Below are 22,056 nucleotides of genomic sequence, written 5' to 3' on the forward strand. Positions count from 1 at the left end.
CGCTGGCGGCTTTCGGGAATGCGTCTGAAGCTTTCTTCAGGGTGAGCGCAGTCCTTCCTCCGCCAGTGGCTTCGGAAAGTAATACCAGTAAAAGCTGGTGGGGGCTGCGTTCATGGGTTGTATTGATAGCACAGCTTTTGCGCAGTGCAAAATGTTTCATCCGCAACTGGGAACGCGGTTCAGCGATGGGCCCGTCTGGGACGACTACGCGGCGGCACGCATGCGAAGTCGCTCATCTGCCATGCACTTCCACGTCCAGCAGCAGGCCTTCATGGATGTCCGCCCAGCGCTCCAGCACGCGGTCCAGCTCCTGCCTGGCTTCGTCCAGCTGCTCGGGGTTGAGCAGGGAGCGCGCGGTGTAAAGATCGGAGACCAGCTGCCGCAGGGTCGCTTCCGGAATGGCCACCGACGGCCCTTCCTGCCCCGGCACCTGCAGCGCCGGGCTGGCACCAAGAGGGCCGAACAACGTGACCTGGAGCTTGCTCTGCATGATCAACTTCCCTGCGGACGGACATGGGCAATGCACTGTTTACCGTGTCTCGGTGACAGGCGCATGTGCCATCCATGCCGTGGGCTGGGCCATGCCAGCGCTCTTCACGTCGTTACAGCGCAGCCAGATCAGCCAAGTGCTGGGCCATGCCGTCCACCGCGCCTACCGCATGGGTGGTGGTGAAGTAGTCGTGCCAGCCGGTGGCGGCGATGCCCGCCACCAGCGCGTCGGCCTCCTCGTGGCTGGCGCAGCGCCAGACCGCGTAGAACTGCTCACCACTGCCGCGCGGTACGCCCGTGGCAATGCGGCCCATCGCCAGCGGCATGATGCGGGCCGGATCGAACTGCTGCATACCGGCGCCGATGAGGTCGAAGAAGGCCGCGCGTTGTTCGGGAGGCAGCGTGGTCCAGGCGGGGGTGGCGCTGTAGAGCTCGATGAGCGTGTGCGGCATGGTGGTCTTCCCTGAGGTGGTCGATTGGCGTCCGCCGGGCATGGCCCGGCGCTACCGGGATTGCAGCGAGCGCAGTGCGCGCTTGCGGATGTAGGCATTGGCAGCGCTGTCGCGTTCGCGCTGCCAGCGCGTGCAGAGATCAAGCAGCCACTGCGGCTGCGTCCTGCCAGCATCGTTGAGCCAGTTGCCAACCGAATCCTGCACATAGCGCTCGGGATCGTCGGCGAGTGCTTCCAGCACCGGCAACGCAAGTTCCGGACGCTGCTTGAACAGCGCGATATGCGTGGCCCAGACGCCGCGCGGGCGCAGCGCCTCGCAGGCGAAGCGACGCAGGTACGGCGATGCGTCATGCGTCCACGGCTGCAGGTACTCAAGTGCCTGCATCGGCGCAGCAACGATGTCGGCACGCAATGCCAGCCACGCCCATTCGCGCACGCCGAAGTGCGGGTCATCGGCCAGCGGTCGCATCGCCTGCAGCTTCGTTGCCAGCGGTGTAGAGGCATCGCTGCCGATCAGATAGCAGGCCCAGCCGCGCACGGTGTCAGAACTGTGAGCCTGCCAGAGCGCAGGTGTGCCCTGCCCCGCCCCGCGCAGCAGCTGTGCGGCCAAACCCATGCGTCGGGTGATGCCCTTTCCCGCAGCGTCGCGCATGCGTTGCAGCGCATCCGGTCCAAGTGCGGGGGCTACCACCTGCAGCAGCGCAGCGAAGTCCACTGCAAGGCACTCGGCCAGATGGGTCGTCGCGACGCTGCCACGGTTGAGCGCACGCAGGCGCTCTGCGGCGATGGCACCGCTCATGCCGCAGTCTCACGCCCGGCGTCGGTGTGCTGCCAGACCTTGTGCAGCAGCTGCGAAAGCTGCTGCTGTTCGCCAGCTTCGAGCCCATTGAACAGGCCACCGATCCACTGCGTGTGCTGGTCGAACAATGACTCGGCCAGACGCGCGCCCTTTGCGGTCAGCACGATCTGCAGGCGGCGGCCATCCTCGGCATCGCTGCGACGCTGCAGCAGGCCTTCGCGCTGCAGGCCATCGAGCAGGCCGCTGATGGTGGCGCGGGTGACGCCTGCGCGCTCGGCAAGTTCATGCGGCGGCAGCGTGCCACCTGCACCGTGCAGCAGGAACAGCACGATGAAGCGCCCCTCGCTGAGACCCTGTGGCGCCAGACGTGTGGCGCAGTCGCGATCGATCGACGATGACAGCGACAGCAGCTGTAAGCACAGGTGCAGCTGCGCGACGTTGGCATGGCCTCGTCGCTGTGCCTCGTCCAGCAGGGCATGGTGCTTGGCTTCGAGCATCATCGATACCCACATGATTAGGCGCCTAATCATAAACCAGAAAGATGACGTCCAGTCAATCGACATGCGATGTCAGGAGGCCGATCCCAGCACCAGGCGTGCGATCAATCCCCCTCCGTCACGTTGCAGCAGCTGCAGTTCACCCGCATGCCGCCGTGCCACGTTGGCGGCGACGGCCAGACCGAGGCCGGTCCCACCGGTGGCACGACTGCGCGAGCTTTCGCTGCGCTGGAAGGGTTGCAGCAGGCGCACGCGATCGGCCTCGGCGATGCCCGGTCCGCGATCCATCACGTCCAGCTGCACGCGATTGCCTGCCATGGCAACCCGCAGGTGCACGGCACCGGCATAACGAGCGGCGTTGTCGATGAGGTTGTCGATGGCCCGCCGCAGCAGGAGCGCATCCCCCTGCCACGGCAGCACGTCCGGTCCCTCTGCAGAAATATCGACACCGCGCAGCAAGGCGCTCTGCACGCATTCCTCCAGCAACGCGGCCACGTCCAATGCTCGCAACTCCAGCGGTTGCAGCTCCCCGCGTGCGTAATCGAGCACCTGCTCGATCATCGTGTCCATGCGCTCGATGTCGGCCACCATCCGCGCTGCCTGTGGCGGCGGTGCAAACTCCGCACGCAGGCGCAGGCCGGTCAGCGGCGTGCGCAGGTCGTGCGCCACGGCCGCCAGCATGCGGGTCATGTCCTGCGCCTGGTCGCGCAGGCGCTCACGACCGCTGCTGATCGCTGCGGCCAGCACCTGCACCTCGCGTGGGCCATCGTCCGGCAGCGGTGTCCCGTCCTGCAGATCAACCCGCGCGCTGGCTTCGGCCAAGCGCCGCAGGGGCCGCCCGATGCGGAGCGACGCCCAGGCCGCCAGCGGCGCCAGCAGCAGCGTGCCGGCCAACAGTGCAAGCAGAACCTGACCGCGCCAGGCCGCCAGATCACTGTGATCGCTGCCGACCACCTGCCAGCGATCATCGGCCCGGCGCACACCCAGCTCGAACGGCGGCCACTGCATGGCGGTCAGCAGGGCCGCCTGTGACGTCAGCACTCCGGCACGCCCTGAAGCATCCAGCACCGTACCGCCCTCGATGACCTGCACATCGGGGGCCTTGCCCTGCCCGGCCCAGACCAGGCGCACGTGATCCACCGGTACACCCAGCTGCAAGGCGGCCAGCTCGGTCAGCCAGTCGCTGCTGCGGCCTTCCGGTGCCGAACTGACGACCGATAGATGCAGCCCCAGCGGCGCCGCCGCACGTTCCCCCCGCAGCACCTGCAGAGCCTGATCCAGGCGCATCGGCGGCGGCGCCGGTCGTGGCATCCAGCCCACCACCGCCACGCTGACCAGGGTGGCCAGCAGCAGGCTGGTGAGAGCCAGCATTGCGATCCAGCGCGCAGTGGACCAACGGGCACTCACAGCACCTGGACCTCGGCATTGAAGCGATAGCCTTCGCCGCGCAATGTCTGTACCAGGGCTTCAGCGCCGGGCGCGGCCTGCCCCAGCTTCCGACGCAGGCGGCTGATTGCCAGGTCGATGGCACGATCCACGCTGTCGCTCGGCTCGCCGCGGCTCAGCTGCAGCAGCTGCTCGCGCGCCAGCACCCGCCCGGGACGTTCGGCCAGCACCAGCAGCAGAGAGAACTCACCGCGGCTCAGTACCAGCTCCGCTCCATCCGGCGCGATCAGGCGGCGTTGTTCGGGCAGCAGCCGCCAGCCGGCGAAGCGCAGCTCACTCGCCACCTGGGTGCGCAGCTTGTCCTGCCGGCGCAGCAGCGCACGCACCCTTGCCAGCAGCTCACGCGGGTCGAACGGCTTGGCCAGGTAATCATCCGCGCCCATTTCCAGACCGATCACCCGGTCCGGGGCACTGCCCATCGCCGACAGCATCAGGATCGGGATGGCCCGTGCCTGCAGCCGGCGGCAGACCGACAGGCCATCCTCGCCGGGCATCATCCAGTCGAGGATGATCACATCCGGTCGTTCGGCCTGCAGCAGCATATCCAACGCCATGGCACCGGCCGCCACGCGCACCTGGTAGCCATGCAGCAGCAGGCAGTCGGCGATGGCATCTCGGATGCTGGCGTCGTCATCGACGACGATGACCCGGGCGGGAGCGTTCATGTGCTCAGTATCAGCCAGCTGTGTATCAGGACGGTATCAACGCCGATATTCCCGCGATACGCCCGTGCCCGCCAATGGTCTCTCCACCGTCACTGCGGAGACATCCCGTGCGCCTCACCCTGCTTCCCCTGCTTGCTGCCTCGCTGCCTGCGCTGGCGGCCGATGCTCCCGAACACGTACTGCCGATGTGGATGCAGGGGGGTCATCCAGCCGTGGCTGTCTCGCTGGACGGGCGCGCCGAACCACTGCGTTTCGTGGTCGACAGTGCGGCCGGTGCAACCCTGGTGGATGACCGTGTGGCCCGGCGCTATGGCCTGGAAGACACCGATGCGGCGGTTTCACATGCCCAGGGTGCCAGCGCAAAGGCAGCCGCGCTGCGGAGGATGCGCACCACGTCCTGGCGGCTGGGCAGCTGGCAGCTGCAGGCCAGCCGCACGCAGGCCGACCTGTCCTCGTTGGCGAAGGACGATGAAGCGGCCATTGATGGCCTGGTCGGCAACGACCTGACCGGGCGCTGGGACACGCGCTGGGACTTCGGCCGTGGCGAGCTTGCCTTGTGGACGCCGGGGCGTCTCGCGCTGGATGGAAACGGCTGCCAGGCCAATGCCCTGCCCGATCGCAGTGCCGGCCTTCGCCAGTTCGGCTTCATCACGCTGGCACTGGGCGAGACCGGTGTGGAGGCCATCGCCGTGGTCGATACCGGCGCGGCGCAGACCGTGCTCAATGCCGAAGCCGCCCGTGCGCTGGGCGTGCGCACCGATGGCAGCGACATCCGCGTGCGGGTACGTGAGAAGGGCACCGAGGGCCTGGGCGGCGGGAAGCAGGCCACCTGGCTGTACACCCTGCCGAGCATGACCAGCGCTGGCTGGCGGCATCCACCGATGGAAGTCCGGATCAGCGAGCTTTCGGTGTTCAAGGCCCTTGGCCTGGAGGCGCGGCCGGCGCTGATCCTCGGCGCCGATGCCATGCGGGGTGGGCAGGTGGACGTCAGCGCCGGGGCGTCACGCATCTGCCTGCGCCGGCCGGCCAGCTGAGCGCCGGCCGACGCCATTCCTACTGCGCTACCAGTCCATCACCCGCGGCGTCGGCCCCGGGTGCGACGGGAACAATGGCAGCACCTCTTCGGCCAGTTCCTGCAGCACCTCATCTGCGGGCCGCTCGGCGAACTGGATGCCCAGCGCGGCATGATTGACGCCTGCCTGCTGCCAGGCCTGCAGCAGCTCTATCAGGCCCTTGCGGCCGGTGCGCAGGGTGTAGCCCCCTTGCAGCGGCGTGCGTGGATGATCCGGGGCATCCACCAGGTCGATCCATTCGTTGGTCATGTGCGGACGGAAGCCGCCATCCGGGATCAGCGCGCGCCAGGCGCCGATCTTCGTGGCCAGCCGCTGCGGACCAGCGCTGTCATGAGTGGCCTCTGGGTAGGTCAGCCAGCCATCGGCATGCTGGCCGATCCACTCCAGCGGCTGGCGTGCGCCACCGGTGACAACCAGCGGAACGCGGCCGTTGACCGTGGGCGGCAGCAACTGCAGGCCCTGTTCGGCCCAGGCATGCGTCATCCGCCCGTCCGCGCCCGGCTGCAGCCAACGCCGCATCTCACCCATCGCGCTGGCGAAGCGCTCACCGCGCGCCGCGTGCTCCAGCCCGTAGGCGGGAAACTCCAGCGGACGATCACCGGAGGCAACGCCCATCACCAGGCGCCCACCGGACAGCTGATCGACCGACGCCGCCGCCTTCGCCAGATCGATCGGATGGCGCAGTGGCAACACCACGCTGCCGGTGGCCAGAGCTACGCGCTGCGTGCGCGCCGCCAGCCACGCAAGGTAGGTGAATGGATCGAACAATTGGCCCGCATCGCCGAACATCGGGTCGTACAGCGGCACATCACGCACCCACACCGCGGCAAAGCCGTGGCGGTCGATGTCCTCCACCAGCCGCGCCTGGCCCTGCAGCACGGCCATGTCGCCCTGATAGAAGCGCAATGGCAGGTAGATGCCCAGGGTCAGTGCATCGGGGCGGAACATGCGCTGGTAGCCTGGGTGCGTGGCAAAGGCCGGGGCCGACGCACCCGGCATCACGATGGAGTCGTTCATGAGCGTTGCCTCCTTACGGGCCAGTGGCCGGTTCGGGCAACTGCACGCCGCGCTGTACCGCAGGGCGTGCGGCAACGCGCGCGTACCACGCGCTCAGATGGCGATGCTGCGAGAAATCGATATCGATGATGTGGGCGATATGCAGCCAACCGAAGTGGGCGATGTCGGCGATCGAGTACTGATCACCGGCCAGCCACTCGCGCCCGTGCAGGCGCTGGTCGAGCACGGCGAACAGATCGTCGCTCAACCTGCGATAGCGTTCGATTGCGGCCATGTCGGGCTGTTGTGCGAAGTGCTCGAAGTGCACGCGCTGGCCGAGGATCGGGCCGACGCTGGCGGCATGGAACATCAGCCAGGTCAGTGTCTGCCAGCGTGCAGACGGCTCGGAAGGCAACAACGCGTTGCCCTGCTCGGCCAGGTACATCAGGATCGCCGCGGATTCGAAAATGACGATGCCACGCGCGCGATCCTCCAGCACCGGTATGCGGCCATGCGGATTGAGCTGCAGGAAATCGGGATGTCGGTGCTCGCCCGCGTCGATGCGGACGTGATGCAGGCGATACGGCAGGCCCAGTTCTTCCAGCGCGATGGTGGCCTTGAAGCCATTGGGCGAGCTGTCGGTGTACAGGTGCAGCGAAGGTTCGTTCATGGGGTTCCTGGACGGCAGGGAGCGACGGCACGCGCCAGCCTTCGATGCACGAGGGCCGACGATGCGGAAACAGGCGCTGCAGCAGCCGTGCAGGCAGTCTAGGAAAGGCCGCCGTGGCGGGGAAACGATGTCTTCTGCACGGGGAGTTGAGCCTGGCTCAACTTGCGCGACGGGTGCGCGACAGCCTGCGCCGCGGTCGATATGCTGTCGCCGCGCGGTGGATGCCGGCGGAGCAACGGGAGAACGGAATGGGGGCGGTTTTGCCGCTGCTGGGCCTGCGGGCCTTTGTTGAAACCGGCCGCCACGGCAGCCTGACCGCTGCCGCCGAAGCGATGGGAGTAACACCCGGCGCAATCAGCCAGCAGCTGCGGCAGCTGCAGGAACGCCTGGGCGTGAACCTGTTCGATCGCACCCGTCATGGCGTGGTGCTCAGCGCGGCGGGCGCGCGCGTGTACCCGGAACTGCTGCTGGCTTTCGAGCAGATCGCACAGAGCCTGCAGACACTCGAACGCTGGGAAACGCGGCGCACGCTGCGTATCAGCGCCGCACCCAGTTTCGCCGCGCAATGGCTGGCGCCACGCCTGGGTGAATTCAGCGCACTGCAACCGCAGGTGGACGTGCAGCTCGATGCCAGCCCGGCGCTGGCCGACCTGCGCCGCGATGGTGTGGACATCGCGATCCGCCACGGGCTGGGGCGCTACCCCGGACTGCATGCCGAGCATCTGCTGGCGCCGGTGCTGCTGCCAGTGGCCAGCCCTGCGCTGCTGGCCAGCGCGCCCACCGTGGGCACCGTGCAGGATTGCCTGCAGCTGCCGCTGCTGCAGGATGCCGATCGCAGCGACTGGCGGCTGTGGTTCCAGGCACAGGGCCTGGCGGCCGATGAGCGGCTGGAGCGCGGCCCTGCTTTCGATGACGACCTGTTGCTGATCCGTGCGGCGGTGGCCGGGCAGGGCATCGCGCTGGTACGCGACATCCATGCGGCCGAAGAACTGGCCAACGGGCGCCTGCAGGTGGTGATCGACCAGCCATGGCCGCAGGCCTTCGCCTACTACGCAGTGACGCGCGCCGATGCAGATGGCAATCCGGCGCTGCCTGCCTTCCTGGCGTGGTTGCGCGCAGCGCTGCAGGGCCAGTAGATCCACGCCATGCGTGGATGATTCCCCCGCTTACCGCGCCTGCTCGAAGAACATCAGGTACACCAGCCGGCCGTTCTCCGGCCGGTCGCCGAACGCCGGCCCGGCGGTGTGCCAGAACCAGGGCCGCAGCAGCACCAGCCGGTTGAAGCGCATCGGAATGCGCATCGTCATCTCCCACTGGCTGTCGTCGATGCTGTCGCGCTCGATGATGTCGCGATGCATGTCGCCGCCATTGGCATAGCCCAATGCGGCCAGCTCGCTGGCATCCAGGGCCATCCGTTCGGTGTTGGTGCGGCGGTGACGGAAGAACTCGGTGCCGCCCTCGCAGTGCTCCGGCGCGCTCAGGTAGAGGATGCCGGACCAGTGAGAGTGGTCTGTGTGCACTTTCGCGCGGCCGACATCCCCGGCCAGGGTCAGACGGAACTTGCCGTGCGACTGCAGTGGGTTGACCGGTCGCAATGGTTCATTGACCAGCCGCGACGCAGCTCCGGACAGGCCGTCCAGCTCCAGCCGCTCCAAGGAGTTGCGGCCGGGGAATGCGCCTTCCTGTGCCGGATAGGTCAGGCCCAGCGCCGCCTGGCGCAGGCCGTGCGCATCGGCGGGAGAAAGGAAGTCGTCAACGACGATGAACGAGGTAGGCATGGACGCCGAGCGTAGCGATGCGTTGACGCGGCGGCAACCGGGCAACGAAAAACCCCGCCTTGCGGCGGGGTCTTTCACAGCAGCAGAGAAGCGTGCCGGCCCAAGGCCGGCCGCTTCCGGTGCAGCACAGGACCTTAGAAGTCCATGCCGCCCATGCCACCCATGCCGCCCATGCCACCGGCGCCACCCATGGCCGGCTCGTCCTTCTTCGGAGCTTCGGCAACCATGGCTTCGGTGGTGATCATCAGGCCAGCGATCGAGGCTGCGTTCTGCAGCGCCGAACGGGTCACCTTGGTCGGGTCCAGGATGCCGAACTGCAGCATGTCACCGAACTCGCCGGTGGCGGCGTTGTAGCCGAAGCTGCCGGTGCCTTCCTTGACCTTGTTGACGATGACCGACGGCTCTTCACCGGCGTTGGCAACGATCTCGCGCAGCGGGGCTTCCATTGCGCGCAGGGCGATCTGGATGCCGTGGTTCTGGTCTTCGTTGGCACCCTTCAGGCCGGCCAGCGCAGAGACCGCACGGACCAGGGCAACGCCGCCGCCCGGGACCACGCCTTCTTCAACGGCCGCACGGGTAGCGTGCAGGGCGTCGTCGACGCGGTCCTTCTTTTCCTTCATTTCGATTTCGGTCGATGCACCGACCTTGATCACGGCAACGCCGCCGGCCAGCTTGGCCACGCGTTCCTGCAGCTTCTCGCGGTCATAATCCGAGGAGGTGTCCTGGATCTGGGTCTTGATCTGCGCAACGCGCGAATCGACCGCAGCCTTGTCACCCACGCCATCGATGATGGTGGTGTTTTCCTTGGAAACCTGCACCTTCTTGGCGCGGCCCAGGTCCTTGATGGTGGCCTTTTCCAGCGACAGGCCCACTTCTTCGGAGATCACGGTGCCGCCGGTCAGCACGGCCATGTCTTCCAGCATCGCCTTGCGACGGTCGCCGAAGCCCGGAGCCTTGACGGCCACGACCTTGACGATGCCACGGATGGTGTTGACCACCAGGGTCGCCAGCGCTTCGCCTTCGACTTCTTCAGCGACGATCAGCAGCGGCTTGCCGGCCTTGGCGACGCCTTCCAGCACCGGCAGCAGGTCACGCACGTTGGAGATCTTCTTGTCGTGCAGCAGGATGAACGGGTCATCCAGATCAGCGGTCTGCGACTGCTGGTTGTTGATGAAGTACGGGGACAGGTAGCCGCGGTCGAACTGCATGCCCTTGACCACGTCCAGCTCGTTGTCCAGGCCCGAGCCCTCTTCAACGGTGATCACGCCTTCCTTGCCGACTTCCTTCATCGCGTCAGCGATGATCTGGCCGATCGACTCGTCCGAGTTGGCCGAGATGGTGCCGACCTGGGCGATCGCCTTGTCGTCAGCGGTCGGCTTGGAGATGCTCTTCAGCTCGTTGACGGCGGCCACGACGGCCTTGTCGATACCGCGCTTGAGGTCCATCGGGTTCATGCCGGCGGCAACAGCCTTGGCACCTTCGCGAATCAGGGCCTGGGCCAGCACGGTGGCGGTGGTGGTGCCGTCGCCAGCGTCGTCGTTGGTGCGGGAAGCAACTTCCTTCACCATCTGCGCGCCCATGTTCTCGAACTTGTCAGCCAGTTCGATTTCCTTGGCGACGGAGACGCCGTCCTTGGTGATGGTCGGAGCGCCGAAGCTCTTTTCCAGCACGACGTTGCGGCCCTTCGGGCCCAGGGTGGCCTTGACGGCATTGGCGAGAACGTTGACGCCGCGCACCATGCGCGAACGGGCGTCTTCACCGAAACGAATATCCTTGGCAGCCATTGCAGTTACCTCTTTGGTAGCGCCGGGCGATGCCCGGCGGCTGGGAATTGGAGATCAGGGGATGAAGCAGGTCGCGCCGAAGCTCAGCCGATGACGGCGAGCACGTCGTCTTCGCGCAGGACCTTGTACTCGACGCCTTCGCTCTTGTACGAGCTGCCGGCGTACTGGCCGTAGATGACCTTGTCACCGACCTTCAGCGACGGAGCGCGCACGCTGCCGTTGTCCAGCGGCTTGCCCGGGCCCACGGCCACGACTTCACCCTTGGTGGACTTTTCCTTGGCCGAATCCGGGATCACGATGCCACCGGCGGAGATTTCGTCGGCTTCGATCGGCTTGACCACAACGCGGTCGTGCAGCGGCTTGATGCTCATGAGAGACCTCTTAAGTTATTGATTGGTCTGAAAAAGTCTGGCGATGTTAGCACTCACCCAAGGTGACTGCCAGCATTGCTCGCGAAAAAGCCCGACGAATCGGGAGCAGGACAGAGATGGAGCTGGCCCCGGGCCTTTCAAGGCCGATCCCGCAAAAAAATTCACCGCCCGGCAAAGGCGCACCCAGGTGCTGCGTGAAGGCGGGGTTCCGCGTGCAACGCGACAAGCGGATGCCCGCAACCCTCGACATTTGGTGATACGCGTCGCACTGTCAGATATCTGACGTTCATTTACGACAAAGTGTCACTGGATCGGCCTTAGGCTCGGCCGCGCATTCCCAATCACAAGGAGTAGTCGATGCGATTGCTGTCCCCGCTTGCCGCTGCCTGCCTGCTGGCACTGGCCGCCGCGCCGGCCCAGGCCGAGGTCTTCATCAACGAACTGCACTACGACGACAGCACCGCCGCCGGCGACGTCGGCGAAGCGATCGAGGTCGTGGCCACCGCCGGTGAGGATCTGTCCGGCTACCGCCTGTACCTCTACAACGGCAGCAATCCGTCGGCCGCCACGGTCTACGCCAACAATCCGGTTCCCGCCGGTACCGCTGCAGGCTGCGGCAGCGCCAGCATCGCCGTGGTCACCTACCCCACCAACGGCCTGCAGAACGGCCCGAACGATGGCATTGCCCTGGTCGACGCCAGCGGCAAGGTGGTCCAGTTCCTCAGCTACGAGGGTGCCATCACAGCGTCCGGCGGGCCCGCGGCCGGCATGACCAGCCAGAACATTCCGGTGGCCGAGACCAACAGCACGGCCCCGGGCACCTCGCTGCAGCTGACCGGCAGTGGCAGCCAGTACGCCCACTTCACCTGGGCCGAGTCGGCCAGGCAGACCTTCGGCAACTGCAACAACGGCCAGACCTTCAGTGGTGGCGGCACCCCGGGCCCGAACACGCCGCCGTCGGTGTCCACCACCACCCCGGCCCAGGGCAGCAGCACCTTCCCCGCCGCCGCCGACCTGGAAGTGGTGTTCAGCGAGACGGTGAACCTGGCCAGCGGCGCGTTCGCCCTGAGCTGCGGCACTTCCGGCAGCGTGCCGCTGACTTTCCCGTCCAGCGGCCGCAGCGTGAAGCTGTCCACCAACACTGCGCTGGTGGCCGGTGAAGCCTGCCGCTTCGACATCCGCGCCGCGCGCATCACCGACCTGCAGGGCGCACACCCGGCCGCCGACAGCCGCATCGCCTTCACCGTGGCCAGCACCGGTGGCAATCCGGACCCGGGCAACCCGGGCGTGCCGGCCGGTTACTACTCCAAGGTCAACACCAGCAGCCCCAGCCAGCTGCGCTGCTCGCTGCACGCCACCATCAAGGGCCACACCGCCTACCCGTACAGCGGCTCGGGCACCAGCACCTGGACCATCCTGGAGATCGCCGACGAGGATCCGAACAACAGCGGCAGGATCCTGGATGCGTACCGCAACCGCAGCTACGCCAAGGGGACCGATCGCGCCGGCAGCGGCAGCGGCCTGAAGTACAACCGCGAGCACACCTGGCCGAACTCGCTGGGCTTTGCCAGCACCACCGGCGACAAGGGCCTGCCGTACGCGCCCTACACCGACACCCACATGCTGTACCTGACCGACGCACAGTGGAATGCCGACCGCGGCAACAAGCCGTTCGGCAAGTGCGATGCCAACTGCGGCGAGCGTGCCACCGAGGCCAACAACGGCCAGGGCGGCGGCAGCGGTGGCTATCCGGGCAATTCGAACTGGGTACGCACCCCGGACGGCAACGGCGGCACCTTTGAAGTGTGGGGTGCACGCAAGGGCGACATGGCGCGTGCGGTGCTGTACATGGCCATCCGCTACGAGGGCGGCAAGGATGCGGCCACCGGCCAGTCCGAGCCGGACCTGGAGCTGACCGACGACCGCAGCAAGATCGTCAAGACCAGCAGTTCGCCGGCCTACATGGGCCTGTTGTCGACGTTGATCGACTGGCACCTGGCCGACCCGCCGAGCGCTGCGGAACGCGCCCGCAATGACGTGATCTACAGCTTCCAGGGCAACCGCAACCCGTTCATCGACCATCCCGAATGGGCCACCCCCGCCCTGTTCACCTCGGCCAAGCCGGCCACCTGCCAGCTGGCCAACTGACCGCGCAACGCAGCGGTCCATTGCCGCCGCCGGGCCCTGACCCGGCGGCGGCCCTATACTCGACGGTCATGTCGACCGTCGATCCCGTCCTGCTGTTGTTGACCACCTGCCCGGACCGGGCCAGTGCCGAGCGCATCGCGCACGCGCTGGTTGGCGAGCGCCTGGCCGCGTGCGTCACACGACTGGAGGGCGCGCAGTCGACCTACCGCTGGCAGGGCGAGGTCACCACCGACACCGAACTGCAGTTGCTGGTGAAGACCACCGCGAGCCGCGTCGATGACGCAATCGCCCGGGTCGTCGAACTGCATCCGTATGAACTCCCGGAGTGCATCGCGGTCGAAACCCGGGCCGGCCTGCCGGCGTATCTGGACTGGATCCGGGCACAGACCCGGGAGGACACTGATTGAAGACTTTGTTTGCGCGTGGCGCCGCCCTGTGCGCCCTGTTGTGGCTCTCGCTGCCGGCCTTCGCGCTCGATGAGAAGGACCTGCTGCCGGTGGACCAGGCGTTCGCGCTGACCGCGACCGCCCCCGAACGCGGCCAGGTGCAGCTGCAGTTCAAGATCGCACCGGGCTATTACCTGTATCGCCACCGCACCAGCGTCAAGGCCGACCCGGCCTTCAACGCAGGCGCGCTGCAGATGCCCAAGGGCGACAAGCACCACGACGATTTCTTCGGCGAGGTTGAAACCTATCGCGAGCGGCTGCAGGCCACCCTGCCCGGCGCACCGACCGATGCAGCCGGCACCATCAGCCTGGAAGTGCGTTACCAGGGCTGCGCCGACGCCGGTGTCTGCTATCCGCCGCAGAAGCGCGTGGTGCAGGTCACCCTGCCCGGCGGCGGTGCACAGGCGGCGGCCCCGGCCGCACGCCCCGGTGCGGCCAGCCCGTTCAACAACCCGCTGGCCGGTGCCGGCAACAGCGGCGGCCTGCGCCTGCCGGGTGCGGCCAGCAACAGCCAGGCGCTGCCACTGCCGTCGGAGCAGGCATTCGGCTTCGATGCCATTGCCAGCGATGGCAACACCCTGCTGCTGCGCTTCAGCCCGGCGCCGGGCTACTACCTGTATCGCGACCGCACCTCGCTGAAGCTCGAAGGCAGCGCCGGCGTGCTGGCCGACAAGCTGCGATGGCCGGCCGCTCAGTCGCATCGCGACGAGCACTTCGGCGATGTCTCGGTGTATTTCAACCAGGTGGAGGTGCCGCTGCCGCTGCGCCGCTCTGTCGCCGACGCGGTCGACAGCACCCTGGTGGTGACCTTCCAGGGCTGCCAGACCGACGGCATCTGCTACCCGCCGATGACGCGACGGGTGAAGCTGTCGATCCCGGCCGGCAGGATCAACGCCAGCGCCAACCAGGCGCCGCCGCGCAGCGAGGTGATCAGCCCGCTGCCGACCGCCACCGGTGCTCCGCGCGAGGCTGCCAATGGCGCGCCGCTGCGCCTGCTGCCGACCGTGCCCAACGCCGATGCCGGCACGCCGGCCGGCGCTGGCAGTGCCGCCGCTGACAACGCGTTCGCCGCCGACGCGCGCGGCGACAACGCCATGCGCACGCGCCCGCCAGCGGCCACGCCGAACCCGGACCGTTCGTTCCTGTGGGTCCTGCTGCTCGCCCTGGCCGGCGGCCTGGTGCTGAACCTGATGCCGTGCGTGCTGCCGATCCTGTCGCTGAAGGTACTCGGCCTGGCACAGAGCGGTGAAAGCCCGCAGCGCGCGCGCAGCCATGCGCTCTGGTACACGCTGGGCGTGCTGGTTGCGTTCGCGGTGATCGGTGCGTTGATGGTCGGCCTGCGCGCGATCGGCAACGCGGTCGGCATCGGCTTCCAGCTGCAGCACCCGGGCGTGGTGGCCGCACTGGCCTACGTCATGTTCGCAGTGGGCCTGAGCCTGTCCGGGGTGTTCACCCTCGGCGGTGGCCTCGGCAACCTCGGCCAGTCGCTGGCCAGCCGCAGCGGCCCGGCCGGGGACTTCTTCACCGGTGCGCTGGCCTGCGTGGTCGGCAGTGCCTGCGTCGGCCCGTTCATGGGCGGTGCGGTGGCCTATGCGTTCATCGCGACGCCACTGCAGGCGATGACCGTGTTCCTGTTCCTCGGCCTCGGCCTGGCCCTGCCGTTCCTGCTGATCGGCTTCGTGCCGGCGCTGGCACGCCGCCTGCCCAAGCCGGGCCCGTGGATGGAAACGCTCAAGCACGTGCTGGCTTTCCCGATGTATGCCACCGCGCTATGGCTGCTGTGGGTGCTGGGCAAGCAGCGCGGCGTGGACGGCATGTCGCTGGTGCTGGGTGGCCTGCTGCTGTTCGCTTTCGGTCTGTGGCTGTTCGAACGCAACCGCTGGACCGGCCCGCGTGCCGTTGCCCTGCTGGGCGTGCTGCTGGCCATCGCCGCACTGGTGCCGGCCTGGGGCGTCACCCAGCTGGCACCGCCAGCGCGCGCCGCACAGGCGGCCAGCGACAACGTGGTCGAATACTCGCCGCAGCTGCTGGACCGCCTGCGCGCCGACAAGCGCGTGGTGTTCGTCAACATGACCGCCGACTGGTGCGTGAGCTGCAAGGCCAACGAGCGCGCTGTGCTGTCGCGGCCGGAGTTCAAGGAACTGCTCAAGCGCACCAATGCGGTGTACATGCGCGGTGACTACACCAATGTGGACCCGCAGATCACCACGTTCCTGGAAGAGCACAAGGCCGTGGGCGTGCCGCTGTACGTGGTGTACGGCCCCGGCGCGCCGCCGACCGTGCTGCCGACCCTGCTGACCCAGGCGGTGGTCGAGGAAGCGCTGCTGCGCACCGCACGATGAAATGGCAACGGCCAGCGCTGCTGTGGACAGCGGTGCTGGCCGCCGGCCTCGGCCTGTGGGCCGGGTACCGGCTGGCACCAACGCCGGCTGCACCTGCCGCAGCGCCGGCCGCTTCCCCTGCAGCCCTCGCGACGCCTGCGCTGCAGGTGGGTGACCCACTGCCTGCACTGACGCTGCCGGATCTCGAGGGCCGACCGCTCGACCTGCGCCAGCGCTTCGCCGGTCGCCCGCTGCTGATCAATGTCTGGGCCAGCTGGTGCGCCCCCTGCGTGGAAGAGATGCCGGAGCTGGCACGCTTTGCCCATACCCAGGGCAGCGAAGGCGTGCAGGTGCTGGGCCTGGCATTGGATACGCCGGAAGACGTGCGCCGCTTCCTGCAGCAGGTACCGGTGGACTACCCGATCGTGATCGAGACCCCGGGCCCGCGCGATGCCAGCGTGCAGCTGGGCAATACGCAGGGACTGCTGCCCTACAGCGTGCTGTTCGACGCACAGGGGCGATTGCAGAAGGCGAAGCTGGGACCGTTCACCCACGGCGAGATCGACAGCTGGGTGAAGTGAGGGTCTTGGCAGGGTTGCACCCTGCACCCGCGGTAGTGCCGGCCGCTGGCCGGCAACCTCAGAAACAACAGCCAAGGCAACAGCAACAGCGGGCTTTCCGAGGGGTGCCGGGCGCCGCCCGGCCGATACCCCCTGCTTGACCACAGGCAGGGCGCCACGGAGAATTCCGCGACTAATTCTCATTTGCTGTTGCGCAGGATGCGGGCGGCAGCCTTCCAGGCCCTCCTCCTTCGATGTTCAAGAACGTCCTGTTCCAACTGCACTGGCTGCTGGGCATCACCGCTGGTGCCGTACTGGCCGTTATGGGCCTCAGCGGCGCCGTGCTGTCCTTCGAGGACGAACTGCTGCGTGCCGCCAATCCCGGATTCGCCGCGATCGCCGAGCACCATGCCGACGGCCAGCCACCGCTGGCGTTGAGCGAGCTGATGCCTTTGCTCCAGGCAGGAAGCGAGCGCCCCCTGCAGCGCCTGCGGATCGACGCCACCGGCCAGCGGCCCTCGGTGGCGCGGTTTGCCGGAGGCAAGGAACACTGGGTGTACTTCGATCCGTACAGCGGCGAGCGCTTCAGTGCCCTGCGCGGGCAGGCCTTCTTCGACTTCATCGAAGACCTGCATCGGCACCTCGCTGCCGGCGAGCGGGGCAAATGGATCACCGGCAGCTGTGCGATCGCGCTGCTGTTCTTCACCCTCTCCGGTCTCTACCTGCGCTGGCCCCGGCGCTGGTGGCACTGGCGCAGCTGGTTGGCGGTGGAGTGGAAGCGCAGCGGCCGTGGCTTCCTGTGGAGCCTGCACTCGGTGGTCGGCACCTGGGTGCTGCTGATCTACCTGATGAGTGCGTTGACCGGCCTGTGGTGGTCGTTCGACTGGTACCGCAGCGCCGCCAACACGCTGCTGGGCGTGGCGCCGGCAGCGAAGCACAAGGTCGCCGCCGACGCGGCACTGGACCTGGATCGCATCGAGGCCACGCTGTATGCGTTGCCGGGCGTGCGCACCGGGTACATCGACCTGCGCCTGCCGGAGAAGCCCGGGCAGCCACTCAATGTACGCGTGATGGCCGGTGATCCGGCGCGGCGCGGTGGCCACCACGATCGTGCACATGACCTGCTGCAGCTCGATCCGGCCAGCGGTGCGATCCTCGATGCCCGTCCGTATGCACGCCAGGGCGCCGGCGGACAGCTGGCCACCAGCGTGTTCGCGCTGCATTCGGGAAGTTACTTCGGTGCACCCGGGCGCGTGGTGGTGATGCTCAGCAGCCTGGGCATGAGCCTGTTCTTCATCACCGGCTGGATGCTGTACCTGGACCGCCGCCGCAGCCAGCGCGCCGCGCGCGGGCTTCGCCAGTCGCTGCCGGTAGCCACTGACGATGGCAGCAACCTACCCTGGCTTGTGGTGCATGCCAGCCAGAGCGGGCTGGGCGAGCAGCTGGCCTGGCGCGCGGCGGCGCTGTTGCAGGCCGCCGGACATGCGGTGCTTGTGCTGCCATTGGCCCGCGTCGACGGCTCACAGCTAGAGCAAACCGTGCAGGCCCTGTTCGTGCTCAGCACCTTTGGCGACGGCGAACCACCGGATGCGGCGCGACGCGCTTCGCGACTGCTGCTCGCGCAGCGCGTGGACCTGTCGGGCCTGCAGTTCGCCCTGCTCGCGCTGGGTGATCGCCAGTACCCGCACTACTGCGGTTTCGGCCGCCAGGTCGATGCCTGGCTGATCGGCAACGGCGCGCGCCCGCTGTTCGAGCGCATCGATGTCGATGCTGCCTCGGTACCGTCCCTGCGCCAGTGGCAGCAGCAGCTGGGCGCGTTGACCGGCATCACCACCGATGACAGCGTGCTGCCGGCTGCCACGCAGATGCATGACTGGCGCCTGCTCGGCCGCGACCGCCTCAATCCTGGCAGCATCGGTGGCGCGATCTGGCGTATCCGTCTTGCCGCGCCCGCCGAGGTGCGGTGGCAGGCCGGTGACATCCTGCATCTCGCACCCCGCCACAATGCAGGGCACGCCAGTGCAGTGCTGAAGGCGCATGGGCTGGACCCACTGCAACCGCTGCTGGTGGAAGGCAACCCGCGCACGCTGTTGGCCCTGGCCAGCGAGCGCGAGCTACCCGATGCAGACGCCGCGCTGGCGGTGCAGGATGCCTGCCTGTGGCTGCGCGGACTGCCGTTGCTGCCCGGCCGCGAGTACTCGATCGCCTCGTGCACGGATGACGGCGCAGTGGAACTGGTGGTGCGCCTGGTACATGACGCCTCCGGTCGGGCTGGACTGGGTTCGGGGTGGCTGTCACTGCATGCACCGATCGGTGCCAGCATCGTCGCCCGCGTACATCGCAATCCCGGCTTCCACCGCGTGCCGGGTGCACCGATGGTGCTGGTCGGCAACGGTACTGGCATCGCTGGCCTGCGCAGCCTGTTGCGCGAAGCCGCCCATGCTGGCGAGCACGGGCATTGGCTGCTGTTTGGCGAACGCCAGTGCGCGCACGACTTCCTGTTTGCCGAAGAAATCGAGGCCTGGCAGGCCGATGGCCATCTGTCGCGGGTGGACCTGGCGTTCTCGCGCGATGGCGACGGTGGCTACGTGCAGGATCGACTGCACGCTGCAGTCGATGCGCTGCGCGAATGGATGCAACGTGGCGCGGTGATCCATGTCTGCGGTTCGCTGCAGGGCATGGCCGAAGGCGTGGACCAGGTACTGCGCGCTGCGCTGGGCGATGACGCGGTGGAAACGCTGCTGGAGAACGGGCGCTACCGGCGCGACGTGTATTGATTCCTGCCGCCGAACGCTGTCGTGAGCCGAGCATGGGCTCGGCTCTACAGTGTTCCTGCAGCCGATGTAGAGCCGAGCCTACGCTCGGCTGATTCCCCGCCAGCCGACAAGGAACCGCAAGCTAGGCCGCCGCAGCGCGCGCCCGCGGCATCGACTGCAGGCGGAACGCCCCCACCGCCTCGGCCAAGGCATGCACCTGCGCCTGCATCTGTGCGGTCGAGGCGCCGGCCTCTTCCACCAGGCTGGCGTTGCGCTGGATACTGGCTTCCATCTGCACGATGGTCTGGTTCACCTGCGCGATGCCGGCATGCTGGTCCTGCGACGCGCTGCGAATGCCGGCCAACAGCTCGGCCAGCTGCTGCACGCTGCCGACGATCTCGCCCATCGTGGTGCCGGCCTGTTCGGCCTGCTGGTTGCCCTGCCCGACACGCGCCACCGAATCCTCGATCAACCCCTTGATCTGCTTGGCCGCCTCGGCGCTGCGCTGTGCCAGCAGGCGCACTTCGGCGGCCACCACGGCGAAGCTGCGACCCTGCTCTCCGGCGCGCGCCGCTTCCACCGCCGCGTTGAGCGCGAGGATGTTGGTCTGGAAGGCGATGCCATCGATCAACTGAGTGATGTCACCGATGCGTCGAGACGCCTCGCTGATGCCATGCATGGTTGCCACCACTTGGCCGACCGCCTCACCGCCGCGCTGGGCCACTGCCGCCGCGCCCTGGACAAGCGCATCAGCGCGGCCTGCGGCATCGGCGTTGCGGCCGACCGTATCGGTCAGTTCATGCATCGATGCTGCAGTCTCTTCCAGGTTGGCCGCCTGCTGCTCGGTGCGCTGTGACAGGTCGTGGTGACCGGCGACGATTTCGCCAACACCCGTATCCAGACTGGACGTGGCCTGCTGGATGCGGGTGACGATGCGGCCCAGCTGCGCGACGGTGGTATTGGCATCGTCACGCATGCGCGCGAACACGCCCTGCAGCTCACCTTCCATGCGCACGCTGAGATCGCCGCGTGCCAGTGCCGCCAGCAATGCCTGTAGATCGCCGAGGTTGGTTTCGAAGGTCACCAGAAGCCGGTTGATGCTGGTCGACAGCGTACGCACGAAGCCTTGCTTGCCGTCCAGCGCAATACGTCCGTGCAGGTCACCGTGTGCGGCGGCATCGACCAGGGCTGCCACCTCGGTTTCCAGCAGGGTTTCCAGGGCGCGGCTGCGCCATTCCACCGCGACACCAAGGAAATGGCCCTCGTCGATGATGGCGTTGGCGATCAACTGGTAGCGCACGCCGGCGTGGCCGATCTCGCGCTCCTCGCGCTGGCGCACGCCGGCCAGGCTGGCCAGCGCCGGGTGCAGGCGCACCGCGTCACCGCCCACCAGGTCTTCGGCCTGCAGATCCAGCAGCTGCAGCAGCGCAGGGTTGGCATACGCCACCTGGCCTTCGGCATCGACCACCATCAAGCCGGTCTGTGCGCTGTCCAAGGCCTGTCGCACGCGGGTATTGCCGCGCGCTACCGCACGCTCGGTTTCGATACGCGCGCGCAGGCGCTGCTGCATGTGGACCAGGCGCTGGGCCAGCTGGCCGATCTCGTCGTTGGCGTTGTACACACGCAGCGTGGTGTCCAGGCGGTCCTCGGCAATGTCGCTGGCGAAGCGCAGGGTGTCCTGGATCGGCTGGCGTACCGCGCGCAGCGCCAGTACCAGGCTGGTGATCAGCACACCGGCGACCAGCAGCAGGGTCACTGCGAACAGCACGCTCATGGTGCGTGCACCGGCCCGCTGGCGCGCCTGTGCCTTGCCCAGCGCGGCGACCTGGGCCTGCTGGAAGGCGCTCAGCGCCGGTGCGACGCTGGCCGCGGTGTCCAGCAGCGATTGCGCCTCCACATCCAGGCCAACGCGGGCGGCGGTATAGCCCAGCAACGCGACCTGATAGGATTCCATGCCGTTGCGAAGGGCATCCTGCGCATCGGTCGGCAGCCCCACCAGCCCGAGATCGAATGGCAGTTTCTCTTCGCTCGCACGGTCGGCATGGGTGGAGTCGCCATCGAGCAGCAGCAGTGCTTCCTGTCGGCGCATCTTCTGCAGGGACAGCGCCAACGACGGCCGCTGCAGCGCATCCACCTGCGCCTGCAGGGTGTCAGCGGCCTGCTGCAGCTGCGCGGCAAGGCCGGCATCGCCACGACCCATCTCATCGACGCGTTCGAACAGGGCGGCCACACCCTGCGAGAACGCGCCGGCGGCTTCGGTCAGCGCCCGCAGCGCCTTGCGCCGTCCGGCGTCCATCGGCATCGCGCGAAGCGCCTGAAGATCGGCCTGCAGCGCCTTCTGCGTCGCCAGCAGCTGCGCGCGGTCGGCATCATCGAAACTGCGTGCATACTGGGTCTGCAGACGACGCGCCTCGGCCACCCGCGTGGCCAGGCTCGCGGCCAGATCGCTGCCGTGCTGGTAGCTGGCCTGGCTGCGCGCTGCCTGCGTGCTGGCATGGCCGGTCCACGCGTAGACGGCGGCAATCGCGATCAGGCCCAGGCCACAGACCCACAGGGTCGCCTTGAGCTTGTTGGCCACGCTGAGCCGGTGCGGCTGCAGCCACAGCAGCAGGCCGGGGGACGCCGAGCGCAAAGCGGCAAGCCGCATGCGCAGGGACCGGAGGTGGGGGACAACGGCCGACATGACAGACTCCAGGCGGAAGGACGCACCTGTATCGGCTGGATATGGGGCAACTTTAGGTTTTTTTTGGTTCAGTCCCACCGTTTGCTGGCGGACGCGGCCTTTGTACCCGGCATAGGCGACGGG

The 22,056-nt window shown here is 67.7% G+C and carries 19 protein-coding genes; 7 read left to right on the forward strand and 12 right to left on the reverse strand.

Annotated features, from left to right (window positions below):
- Positions 1–232: 232 nt before the first annotated feature.
- The 6 genes from DI041_RS17695 to DI041_RS17720 form a co-directional block, all read right to left on the reverse strand.
- Entirely contained in the window at positions 233–490 is a 258-nt protein-coding gene (locus tag DI041_RS17695; RefSeq protein ID WP_046984244.1) for a hypothetical protein, read from the reverse strand.
- A 112-nt stretch (positions 491–602) separates the two neighbouring features.
- Positions 603–941 (reverse strand): DUF6616 family protein, encoded by a 339-nt coding sequence (locus DI041_RS17700; protein WP_136638558.1) that lies wholly within the window; start codon positions 939–941, stop codon positions 603–605.
- A 51-nt stretch (positions 942–992) separates the two neighbouring features.
- Entirely contained in the window at positions 993–1,739 is a 747-nt protein-coding gene (locus DI041_RS17705; protein WP_136638559.1) for a DNA alkylation repair protein, read from the reverse strand.
- On the reverse strand, positions 1,736–2,236 hold the full coding sequence (locus DI041_RS17710; protein ID WP_136638577.1) for a MarR family winged helix-turn-helix transcriptional regulator: 501 nt from the start codon (positions 2,234–2,236) through the stop codon (positions 1,736–1,738). Before DI041_RS17710 ends, DI041_RS17705 begins: the two co-directional genes overlap by 4 nt.
- 72 nt (positions 2,237–2,308) lie before the next feature.
- A complete protein-coding gene (locus tag DI041_RS17715; protein ID WP_136638560.1) occupies positions 2,309–3,607 on the reverse strand; it encodes a sensor histidine kinase in 1,299 nt (432 codons plus the stop codon).
- 32 nt (positions 3,608–3,639) lie between these two features.
- Positions 3,640–4,347: a response regulator gene (locus DI041_RS17720; RefSeq protein ID WP_046984240.1), complete on the reverse strand. Its 708-nt coding sequence runs from the start codon at positions 4,345–4,347 to the stop codon at positions 3,640–3,642.
- Positions 4,348–4,421: 74 nt separating this feature from the next.
- On the opposite strand from DI041_RS17720, the gene DI041_RS17725 reads away from it, so the two are divergent.
- A complete protein-coding gene (locus DI041_RS17725; protein WP_169050332.1) occupies positions 4,422–5,381 on the forward strand; it encodes a retropepsin-like aspartic protease in 960 nt (319 codons plus the stop codon).
- 27 nt (positions 5,382–5,408) lie between these two features.
- Here the strand turns inward: DI041_RS17725 and DI041_RS17730 are convergent, their stop codons facing one another.
- Together DI041_RS17730 and DI041_RS17735 are read right to left on the reverse strand one after the other, a co-directional pair.
- Entirely contained in the window at positions 5,409–6,437 is a 1,029-nt protein-coding gene (locus DI041_RS17730; protein WP_136638562.1) for an LLM class oxidoreductase, read from the reverse strand.
- A 13-nt stretch (positions 6,438–6,450) separates the two neighbouring features.
- Positions 6,451–7,086, reverse strand: coding sequence for a glutathione S-transferase family protein (locus DI041_RS17735; protein WP_046984238.1), 636 nt, complete (start codon positions 7,084–7,086; stop codon positions 6,451–6,453).
- A gap of 248 nt (positions 7,087–7,334) precedes the next feature.
- Between DI041_RS17735 and DI041_RS17740 the strand changes: the two genes are divergently transcribed.
- Positions 7,335–8,222, forward strand: coding sequence for a LysR substrate-binding domain-containing protein (locus tag DI041_RS17740; RefSeq protein ID WP_136638563.1), 888 nt, complete (start codon positions 7,335–7,337; stop codon positions 8,220–8,222).
- A 30-nt stretch (positions 8,223–8,252) separates the two neighbouring features.
- On the opposite strand, the gene DI041_RS17745 is transcribed toward DI041_RS17740, so the two are convergent.
- The 3 genes from DI041_RS17745 to DI041_RS17755 form a co-directional block, all read right to left on the reverse strand.
- Positions 8,253–8,864, reverse strand: a complete 612-nt coding sequence (locus DI041_RS17745; RefSeq protein WP_046984259.1) for a DUF6445 family protein — start codon at positions 8,862–8,864, stop codon at positions 8,253–8,255.
- A gap of 134 nt (positions 8,865–8,998) precedes the next feature.
- A complete protein-coding gene (groL, locus tag DI041_RS17750) occupies positions 8,999–10,648 on the reverse strand; it encodes a chaperonin GroEL (protein ID WP_012512251.1) in 1,650 nt (549 codons plus the stop codon).
- 83 nt (positions 10,649–10,731) lie between these two features.
- On the reverse strand, positions 10,732–11,019 hold the full coding sequence (locus DI041_RS17755) for a co-chaperone GroES (RefSeq protein ID WP_006396661.1): 288 nt from the start codon (positions 11,017–11,019) through the stop codon (positions 10,732–10,734).
- A gap of 357 nt (positions 11,020–11,376) precedes the next feature.
- On the opposite strand from DI041_RS17755, the gene DI041_RS17760 reads away from it, so the two are divergent.
- The 5 genes from DI041_RS17760 (at position 11,377) to DI041_RS17780 (ending at position 19,271) form a co-directional block, all read left to right on the forward strand.
- Positions 11,377–13,167, forward strand: a complete 1,791-nt coding sequence (locus DI041_RS17760; protein WP_136638564.1) for an endonuclease — start codon at positions 11,377–11,379, stop codon at positions 13,165–13,167.
- A 68-nt stretch (positions 13,168–13,235) separates the two neighbouring features.
- The gene (cutA, locus tag DI041_RS17765) at positions 13,236–13,574 is read left to right on the forward strand and encodes a divalent-cation tolerance protein CutA (RefSeq protein ID WP_046984236.1); all 339 of its coding nucleotides are present in this window, start codon (positions 13,236–13,238) and stop codon (positions 13,572–13,574) included.
- Positions 13,571–15,955 (forward strand): protein-disulfide reductase DsbD family protein, encoded by a 2,385-nt coding sequence (locus tag DI041_RS17770; protein WP_136638565.1) that lies wholly within the window; start codon positions 13,571–13,573, stop codon positions 15,953–15,955. The genes cutA and DI041_RS17770 overlap by 4 nt, the downstream gene beginning before the upstream one ends.
- Complete coding sequence (locus tag DI041_RS17775; protein WP_136638566.1) at positions 15,952–16,515, forward strand: TlpA family protein disulfide reductase; 564 nt, start codon at positions 15,952–15,954, stop codon at positions 16,513–16,515. The genes DI041_RS17770 and DI041_RS17775 overlap by 4 nt, the downstream gene beginning before the upstream one ends.
- 233 nt (positions 16,516–16,748) lie before the next feature.
- The gene (locus DI041_RS17780; RefSeq protein WP_136638567.1) at positions 16,749–19,271 is read left to right on the forward strand and encodes a PepSY domain-containing protein; all 2,523 of its coding nucleotides are present in this window, start codon (positions 16,749–16,751) and stop codon (positions 19,269–19,271) included.
- Between the two features lie 121 nt (positions 19,272–19,392).
- Here DI041_RS17780 and DI041_RS17785 read toward each other — a convergent pair whose 3' ends face one another.
- Complete coding sequence (locus DI041_RS17785; protein ID WP_136638568.1) at positions 19,393–21,933, reverse strand: methyl-accepting chemotaxis protein; 2,541 nt, start codon at positions 21,931–21,933, stop codon at positions 19,393–19,395.
- Between the last annotated feature and the right edge of the window lie 123 nt (positions 21,934–22,056).

Origin of the sequence: Stenotrophomonas maltophilia (assembly GCF_004920835.1) — a bacterium.
Lineage (GTDB): Bacteria > Pseudomonadota > Gammaproteobacteria > Xanthomonadales > Xanthomonadaceae > Stenotrophomonas > Stenotrophomonas maltophilia_AQ.

Coding starts and splice junctions, on each gene's coding strand:
- cutA (WP_046984236.1), top strand. CDS start 13,236: ATGTCGACCGTCGATCCCGTCCTGCTGTTGTTGACCACCTGCCCGGAC.
- DI041_RS17735 (WP_046984238.1), bottom strand. CDS start 7,086: ATGAACGAACCTTCGCTGCACCTGTACACCGACAGCTCGCCCAATGGC.
- DI041_RS17780 (WP_136638567.1), top strand. CDS start 16,749: ATGTTCAAGAACGTCCTGTTCCAACTGCACTGGCTGCTGGGCATCACC.
- DI041_RS17760 (WP_136638564.1), top strand. CDS start 11,377: ATGCGATTGCTGTCCCCGCTTGCCGCTGCCTGCCTGCTGGCACTGGCC.
- DI041_RS17700 (WP_136638558.1), bottom strand. CDS start 941: ATGCCGCACACGCTCATCGAGCTCTACAGCGCCACCCCCGCCTGGACC.
- DI041_RS17730 (WP_136638562.1), bottom strand. CDS start 6,437: ATGAACGACTCCATCGTGATGCCGGGTGCGTCGGCCCCGGCCTTTGCC.
- DI041_RS17755 (WP_006396661.1), bottom strand. CDS start 11,019: ATGAGCATCAAGCCGCTGCACGACCGCGTTGTGGTCAAGCCGATCGAA.
- DI041_RS17695 (WP_046984244.1), bottom strand. CDS start 490: ATGCAGAGCAAGCTCCAGGTCACGTTGTTCGGCCCTCTTGGTGCCAGC.
- DI041_RS17710 (WP_136638577.1), bottom strand. CDS start 2,236: ATGCTCGAAGCCAAGCACCATGCCCTGCTGGACGAGGCACAGCGACGA.
- groL (WP_012512251.1), bottom strand. CDS start 10,648: ATGGCTGCCAAGGATATTCGTTTCGGTGAAGACGCCCGTTCGCGCATG.
- DI041_RS17720 (WP_046984240.1), bottom strand. CDS start 4,347: ATGAACGCTCCCGCCCGGGTCATCGTCGTCGATGACGACGCCAGCATC.
- DI041_RS17740 (WP_136638563.1), top strand. CDS start 7,335: ATGGGGGCGGTTTTGCCGCTGCTGGGCCTGCGGGCCTTTGTTGAAACC.
- DI041_RS17705 (WP_136638559.1), bottom strand. CDS start 1,739: ATGAGCGGTGCCATCGCCGCAGAGCGCCTGCGTGCGCTCAACCGTGGC.
- DI041_RS17715 (WP_136638560.1), bottom strand. CDS start 3,607: ATGCTGGCTCTCACCAGCCTGCTGCTGGCCACCCTGGTCAGCGTGGCG.
- DI041_RS17775 (WP_136638566.1), top strand. CDS start 15,952: ATGAAATGGCAACGGCCAGCGCTGCTGTGGACAGCGGTGCTGGCCGCC.
- DI041_RS17745 (WP_046984259.1), bottom strand. CDS start 8,864: ATGCCTACCTCGTTCATCGTCGTTGACGACTTCCTTTCTCCCGCCGAT.
- DI041_RS17785 (WP_136638568.1), bottom strand. CDS start 21,933: ATGTCGGCCGTTGTCCCCCACCTCCGGTCCCTGCGCATGCGGCTTGCC.
- DI041_RS17725 (WP_169050332.1), top strand. CDS start 4,422: ATGGTCTCTCCACCGTCACTGCGGAGACATCCCGTGCGCCTCACCCTG.